The 7,090-nt window shown below is 65.7% G+C and carries 7 protein-coding genes; 5 read left to right on the forward strand and 2 right to left on the reverse strand.

Annotated elements, in window-relative coordinates:
- The first annotated feature begins 14 nt into the window (after positions 1-14).
- The 5 genes from AADR41_RS29670 to AADR41_RS29690 all read left to right on the forward strand — a co-directional run bounded on the left by AADR41_RS29670 (position 15) and on the right by AADR41_RS29690 (position 5,182).
- The gene (locus AADR41_RS29670; protein ID WP_342284529.1) at positions 15-1,334 is read left to right on the forward strand and encodes a family 2 encapsulin nanocompartment cargo protein terpene cyclase; all 1,320 of its coding nucleotides are present in this window, start codon (positions 15-17) and stop codon (positions 1,332-1,334) included.
- Positions 1,335-1,339: 5 nt separating this feature from the next.
- Positions 1,340-2,251: a geranyl diphosphate 2-C-methyltransferase gene (locus tag AADR41_RS29675; RefSeq protein WP_342284530.1), complete on the forward strand. Its 912-nt coding sequence runs from the start codon at positions 1,340-1,342 to the stop codon at positions 2,249-2,251.
- 1,173 nt (positions 2,252-3,424) lie between these two features.
- A complete protein-coding gene (locus AADR41_RS29680; RefSeq protein ID WP_342284532.1) occupies positions 3,425-4,036 on the forward strand; it encodes an eCIS core domain-containing protein in 612 nt (203 codons plus the stop codon).
- A gap of 28 nt (positions 4,037-4,064) precedes the next feature.
- Positions 4,065-4,790 (forward strand): hypothetical protein, encoded by a 726-nt coding sequence (locus AADR41_RS29685; RefSeq protein ID WP_342284534.1) that lies wholly within the window; start codon positions 4,065-4,067, stop codon positions 4,788-4,790.
- A complete protein-coding gene (locus AADR41_RS29690; protein WP_342284536.1) occupies positions 4,754-5,182 on the forward strand; it encodes a hypothetical protein in 429 nt (142 codons plus the stop codon). The genes AADR41_RS29685 and AADR41_RS29690 overlap by 37 nt, the downstream gene beginning before the upstream one ends.
- Positions 5,183-5,210: 28 nt before the next feature.
- Here the strand turns inward: AADR41_RS29690 and AADR41_RS29695 are convergent, their stop codons facing one another.
- Together AADR41_RS29695 and AADR41_RS29700 are read right to left on the reverse strand one after the other, a co-directional pair.
- Positions 5,211-5,579, reverse strand: a complete 369-nt coding sequence (locus tag AADR41_RS29695) for a hypothetical protein (protein ID WP_342284537.1) — start codon at positions 5,577-5,579, stop codon at positions 5,211-5,213.
- 405 nt (positions 5,580-5,984) lie between these two features.
- Entirely contained in the window at positions 5,985-6,593 is a 609-nt protein-coding gene (locus AADR41_RS29700; RefSeq protein WP_342284538.1) for a hypothetical protein, read from the reverse strand.
- Positions 6,594-7,090: the final 497 nt, after the last annotated feature.

The raw sequence follows: 7,090 nt of genomic DNA on the forward strand, positions 1-7,090 counted from the left end.
CGAAGGAGCCATCGATGCCCGCGCCTGAGACGACACCTCCGCAGCCGAGCCTGTCGGCGGCCGCTGCCCGCTTCACGGCGCACTTCCTCGCTGAAGTCGCTGCTCGAGCACGCGATATCAAGGCCGTCACCGGGGAGCTGTCCGGTACACCGTCCGTGCCCGCACCGCCTGCGGATTCCGTTCCTGTGCCGCGACCCGCCGGCGCCCCCACAGCCGTGGTGCCTACAGTGCCGGCACCGGTCCACGACCTGAAGCGGGTCATGCGCGGCCCCAGCGGCCTGGGCACGGCGGGCCTGCGTCTCACCCCGCGCGAACCGGTTCCGACGGCTTCTCAGCCGTCGGAACCCGCGGCGGAAGGCAGGCCGATCCCAGGTCTCTACTGTCACCCGGTGGCCGAGCCAGACCCGGTGCGGGTCGAAGAGGTCAGCCGCAGGATCAAGTCCTGGGCGCTGGACGAGGTCTCCCTGTACCCCCAGGATTGGGAGGAACAGTTCGACGGCTTCTCCGTGGGCCGCTACATGGTCGGCTGCCACCCGGACGCACCCTCCATCGACCACCTGATGATCGCCACCCGCCTGATGGTGGCCGAGAACGCGGTGGACGACTGCTACTGCGAGGACCACGGGGGCTCGCCCGACGGCCTCGGCGAACGCCTTCTGCTGGCGCACACCGCGCTCGACCCCGTGTACACGACGGGGGAGTACCAGGCGCCATGGGCGAAGTCGCTCCATGCGGACGCGCCTCGGCGCGCCTACCGCTCCGCCATGGCCTACTTCGACCAGGCGGCGAGCCCCTCGCAGAGCGACCGGTTCCGGCACGACATGTCCCGGCTTCACCTGGGGTATCTCGCCGAAGCCGCCTGGGCACAGATGGACCACGTCCCCGAAGTGTGGGAGTACCTGGCGATGCGCCAGTTCAACAACTTCCGCCCCTGCCCGACCATCACCGACACCGTCGGCGGCTACGAACTGCCGGCGGACCTGCACGCCCAGACCGCCATGCAGAAGGTCGTCGCGCTCGCGGGAAACGCAACGACCATCGTGAACGACCTCTACTCGTACACCAAGGAACTCGACGCTCCAGGACGGCACCTGAATCTGCCTGTCGTGATCGCCGAGCGTGAAGGCCTCTCCGACCGGGACGCCTATCTGAAGTCGGTCGAGGTCCACAACGAGCTCATGCACGACTTCGAGAGCAACGCCGCGGCCCTGGCCGCCGATTGCCCCATCCCGACCGTGCAACGCTTCCTGCGTGGCGTGGCCGCCTGGGTCGACGGAAACCACCACTGGCACCAGACCAACACCTATCGCTACAGCCTGCCCGACTTCTGGTAGGAAGAATGGACTCATCTGTGACCAGCACGACCAGCACGACCAGCACCGAGCTCACCGCCACCGACGCTCCGATCATCATCCCCGGCCCGGCGACTCCCTACCAGGGGGACATCGCCCGCTACTGGGACGGGGAAGCCCGGCCCGTGAACCTGCGTCTCGGCGATGTCGACGGCCTCTACCACCACCACTACGGCATCGGTGACGTCGACCACACCGCACTCGGCGACCCCGAGGACAGCGAGAGCGAGAAGAAGCTGATCTCCGAGCTGCACCGACTGGAGTCGGCGCAGACCGACGTCCTTCTGGAGCATCTCGGCGGCATCGGGCGTGACGACACCCTGGTGGACGCCGGCTGCGGGCGCGGCGGGTCGATGGTGATGGCGCACCAGCGCTTCGGATGCAAGGTCGAGGGTGTCACCCTGTCGGCCAAGCAAGCCGACTTCGCCAACCGGCGTGCCCAGGAGCTCCGCATCCAGGACCACGTGCGCGCCCGTGTCTGCAACATGCTCTCCACGCCCTTCGAGACGGGGCAGGCCGCGGCTTCGTGGAACAACGAGTCGAGCATGTACGTCGACCTGCAGGACCTCTTTGCGGAGCACTCCCGCATCCTTGAGGTCGGCGGTCGCTACGTGACCATCACCGGCTGCTGGAACCCGCGGTACGGCCAGCCTTCGAAGTGGGTCTCCCAGATCAACGCGCACTTCGAGTGCAACATCCACTCACGCCGGGAGTACCTGCGCGCCATGGCCGACAACCGCCTGGTGCCGCAGGCCGTCATCGACCTCACTCCCGCCACCCTGCCCTACTGGGAGCTGAGGGCAACGTCCTCGCTGGTCACGGGAATCGAGGACGCGTTCATCAACTCCTACAAGGACGGCTCCTTCCAGTACGTCCTCATCGCCGCCGACCGAGTCTGACCTGCGGCCAGCGGGCCCGTCCCGCACGGAAGGGCCCCGGTCGGCCAGTGTCACCGCACCGTGTACAGGGTGGTTGTCCGGCGATTCAAGGTAGTCCCTCATCGGAAAATCGAGGGAGATCCATGAAGAACCGGGTAGTGATCGCAACGGCAGTCGCAGGGGGCTGTCGTTGCCATCGGCGGTCTGACAACGTCGGCCACTGCCGACTCGCCGGCGTCGACGATCGTGCAAGCCAGTGGGCCGGCGGGTGATGTTGTCACAGCCACATGCCCGGACAGCTACCACCCGACTGGCTGCGGTGGCGATGCATACGGCGCTGGTCATCTTGTTGCCTCACGTCCTTCCGACGACAGTCGGGGCTGTCTCGTGCTCTCCAAGGACTTCTCACAGAAGGGTGCCGGGCAGGACAAGGACGCCTGGGGCTTGTTTTCCTCGAACTGAAAGCCGCTTCCGCGATCGTGGGCACCCACACAGCAATGCGATCGAATGGTGCGTATCTCAGAGTATGGCGAACTTGATGATCTGGCCGACGCCGCTCGGACGCAGCAGGATCTCGTCGCAGGTATGCAGCGGCTCGGTCTGGCGGTGCTGCCACAGCCGGTAGGTGAAGGGCAGATTGTTCGGGCCCGGCTGCCAGGGCTGCGCTCCTGCCGGCTCAACACGCCCTCCGCCGGCGTTCGATGATCACGAAGCCCCCGAGTCCGTCAGCGCCGTTCCCGGCTCCGCAGAGCTTCCACCAAGCCTGACCCCCGGCCACCGCAACACCGACCGGTGGCACTGAAACACGGATGGTGAAACGCCCCTGCACGTTTCGTTCCTGACTGGCTCTGATGTTCTGGACAGAGGTTCGTGGAGCCGGTGCGGGAGCTCGCGTTGCCACGCACAGGCCTGGTCCTCCGACGGATCGGAGGACCAGGCCCCGGCCCACACCGGAAAGAGCTTCTGGTCCACGTGTTGCACTCTGCGTTGCGCACTCGCCTGTCCGTTCGGGGCCGGACGGCTCCTGGGCGGCGTGGATCGCCCGATGACGAACGGCTCACCAAGTGGGCAGCACGTCGTACTGGGACAGCAGCACTTCGCATTTCTGCCCGGTGGGTCTGGGCCCTCGTTGCACGAGAGCCCAGACCCGGCGGTCGGGTCAACCGGCGATGTGTTGCCCGTACGATGACCGGCGTGACCGTCCGTCATGCTCTTGGCGCCGGCCCCCAGGCTCCCGCGCCCAACATCCGAGCCATCCAGGCCGACCTGCACGACACTCTCCAGTCGCCGGCCGGCCTGCGGGTCGCCGTCGACGATGTCCTGCTGGGCGCCGGACGACCCCTTGGCGAGGCGACCCGCACCGACATGGAGACCCGCCCGGGCGCTGGCTTCTCCAGTGTCCATATCTGTGATGACAGCGCCGCGGCGGCGTCCGCGGCCGAGATGGATGCCCGCGCGTACACCTCCCGCAAACACGTCGTCACCGGAGCGGACGATGGCGACCGACGCGCGCTCGCCCACGAGCCCACCCATGTCATACAGCAGCGCGTCGGCCCCGTCGCGGGCCACGACAACGGCGGTGGCCGGCGGATCGCCGAACCCTCCGACCGTCACGAACGGGAGGCGGAGGCGAAAGCGAGGCGGGCGATGGCCCCCCTCACGACCGACTCCGGCGCCGGCCTGCGGCGCCGGCCGGGGGCATGGGGTCCAGGGGGCGCACGGGCATGGGACGCCTTGAGCACACCACCACGGACAGGACGCCGAGTCCGTCGATGTCCAGCGCGCACGTACCCGCACCGTCCCTGACCAGGTGGACGTCGTGGACCCTCAGGACGTGGTTGACCTGATTGAACGTCAAGGTAGGTGGCTGGGCCGCTGGATCGACGACTACGACGCGGTCCTGACCGGACTCAGGGACGCTTGGACACCCGATCTGGGCCTGGTCCCGGGCGCCGACACCCGGGCGCAGGCCCAGGAGATGCTCCATCGCTTCCTCCACGCACGCGGCGAGACGGGAGAACGCAGCCGCTACCCCGCGGTCGTGAACTATCTCCTCACGGAGGACGCCCCAACCCCGCCCGGCATCGGCAGCTTCGACACCATGACGATGCACGGCACGACCGCGATCACCGGCCGGCCCATCTTCGCCGCCTCGACCAAGGCGGGCTTCCCGACCCCGCCGATGCAGCACCGCCGGCACGTCAGCGCCTGGCACAACATCAGGGACCTCCTCAACCGCGCCTACGCAACCCACGACAGAGCCCTGATCTCCTACCTTGAAACGAAGCCCACCGACGTCCACGCGGGGATGAGCGCGGAGCCTGATGGCCCTGTCGCGAACATGCTGGCCAACTTCAGTCGGGCTGGTCTGAGAGAGGCTGCTGGACGAACACGACGCCGGCGTGTCCTACAGCACCGTTCACCGCTACATGTTCAGCCACCCGCTGAGGAACCCGGACACATCGACCAGGAACCACGAACGCAGTGCGGGGAACTACCTTGCCGCCACCCAGCAGGCCTTCCGTGCGAGCGTGCTCCAGCAGCAACCAGGCCCTGCTGACCGCGATACGTCGCGAGCCCGCCCGGCACGGCCTCGACGGCTCCTTCTCCTCGATGACCACCTTTCTTCTCGGCCTGGACGCCGGAAGCTCCTGGAGCATGCTCACAGGGTTCCAGGAGTGGCTCGTGGTCCGCCTCGGCCGAGGCCACGGCCTGACCTGGCCCTTCCTCGTCCGCCACCTCGCTCCAGGTGGCTGGATTCACCTGCTCACCAAGCATGCCGACGCCGCAGCGGTGATCACGCTCCACCGGCTCCTCCGCGACTACTTCACGATCCGAGAGCGGTCGGGCGGTCTTGCAAGGATCCTCCTGGACCACCAGTCCTGGATGGTCACCCAGGACTGGCTTCAGCTCGACGAAGCAGAGCCGGACTCCGGCAGCCAACGAGGCTGACGGTCGGCGTCGGGAGCAGCGCGACGTCCTACTTCGGCTGGGGGTCTTCACTCACCGCGGTGGCGGCCAAGGCCACCAGGTTGTCGGTCCAGCAGTCACTTTCTTTCGTCGCGACTTCGAGGCCGCAGCCGGAGCAGACGAGGTTGGGACCGTCCTGGCCCACGAGGCCGCAGCAACCATTGAGGCGGCGAGCATCGGAATGGTGTGCCGTCCCCGGAACGTCACCCGGGTGAAGGATCAGAAGGGAACCATCGAAGTTGATTTCGAAGGTTCCCTGAGGCATCCGCGGTGAAGCGATCTCGTGGCCAGGCGGGCGCTCGGGGCCGCTCAGTGGCTCCCCAGGCTCCAGCTCGCCAGTCAGAGGCTGCTGACAGTTCATGCAGTGAAAGACAATCACACGACCAATTCTGCCTGGGCGACATCCGGGGCATGAAGCCAACACCGTGTCCACTGCGGCCCCGTCAGCCTGCCGACCGCCGGACCGACCCGCAGCCGTCTCGCTCAATCCAGTCCCCTCAGGTCAACACACCCCGGCCCGACTGGCTTCGCTGCGACAGGACATGAGTCGAGGGCCCGTTCCGGACCTGCTTGTGCTGTGTCACCGAACTTTGACCGCGTGCCATCGAACCTTTACAGAAGCGAGTTTGTGCCATCGCGGGGCGGCCCTCCGATGCTCTCGGTCCGTGATACGGGTCAGGAACGCAAAACCTCCTCTCCCGATGCAGGGAGAGGAGGAAACGGAGTGGCATTTATCCTTATCGGTCTCTAGATATTGTTACTTTCGGTTGAATAGGTTGCGCCTTCAAGCCGCAACAGCTAGCCGCGACTTCTTCTGTGGATCCACAGAGTGGCAACTGCACAGGCATTGCTCGGTGTTGTTTACATGCACCTTCAGCAACATTCGCTTGGTTGTGTCATCTTTCGCCCCCTCGGCAAGCCCGGCGCAAAGTTCCGAGAAGTGGTTTCCGTAAGACCCGTCGAACACCCTTTCATTCGGGTCTGCTTCGATCATCTTCTTCTTGATCGCGTAGAAAGTGCACACATACTCCAGGACGACGGTGATGATCCCTTCGTCTAGGTGCTCGATGGCTTCATCGCGCTTGTTCTTGTTTGTGGCCAGCAGGGATGAGCGTCCTTTCTGGATGTCACTGAAGAGCCAAAGCATTGAGAAGTAGGCGCGCATCACATCGTCTCGTACCTCCCCTTTCGTGATGGACCTGTTCCGCCAGTGGTAAGTGCCTAGCAGGTGTCGGTCGTCAGCAGCGGTCTTGGTGGACAGAGTGCTAAGAATTTCGTGTGCGCGCTCAAACCGCCGTTCGCGGCGCTGGCTACGCGCCAACAGGGCAGAGATAAGGAGCGCGACAGCTGCCACCAACGCCGTTGGTGGCAGGACGGTGATCAAGGTGTTCAAGATCGGTTTCCTTTCGGTCACCACTCCGTTTCATGTAGGAACGTGGGAGACATCCCTACGGTTCCACGGGAGCAGAAGTTTCACCGCCAGGGGGATCGAAATAGATATATGCATACCGGGTGCCAGGGGTGCGCCCGTCGCATTCCGGTCGTGGACAGCTGCTCGACCCGCTCCGGGACAGCGTCGCGGTCCTGCTCCACTGGTTCCCGATCCACGCCTCGATCCGGAGCTCCCGCTCCTCTTGGTTCTCGTCGACGGCGATCCGTTCGACGTGCTTTCTTGGCACCCGAGGGTGCCCCTTGTGCTCGAAGTACTGTTTGGCGACTGCGTAGTTCATGGCCCACTTGTCGGTGGGGCGGCTGCTCCTAAAGGCTGTCCCGCAATTCCTGGCGGGCGTGCGACGACAGCTACGGCACCTCGCCGCGTTGTCGGAACGTCCACATACATCCAGTATGTGGACGTCCCTCCGCCTTGCGATGCACCGCATCTGACGCCGC

This window comes from Streptomyces sp. CLV115 (assembly GCF_038448545.1).
In the GTDB taxonomy this organism is placed as follows: domain Bacteria; phylum Actinomycetota; class Actinomycetes; order Streptomycetales; family Streptomycetaceae; genus Streptomyces; species Streptomyces sanglieri.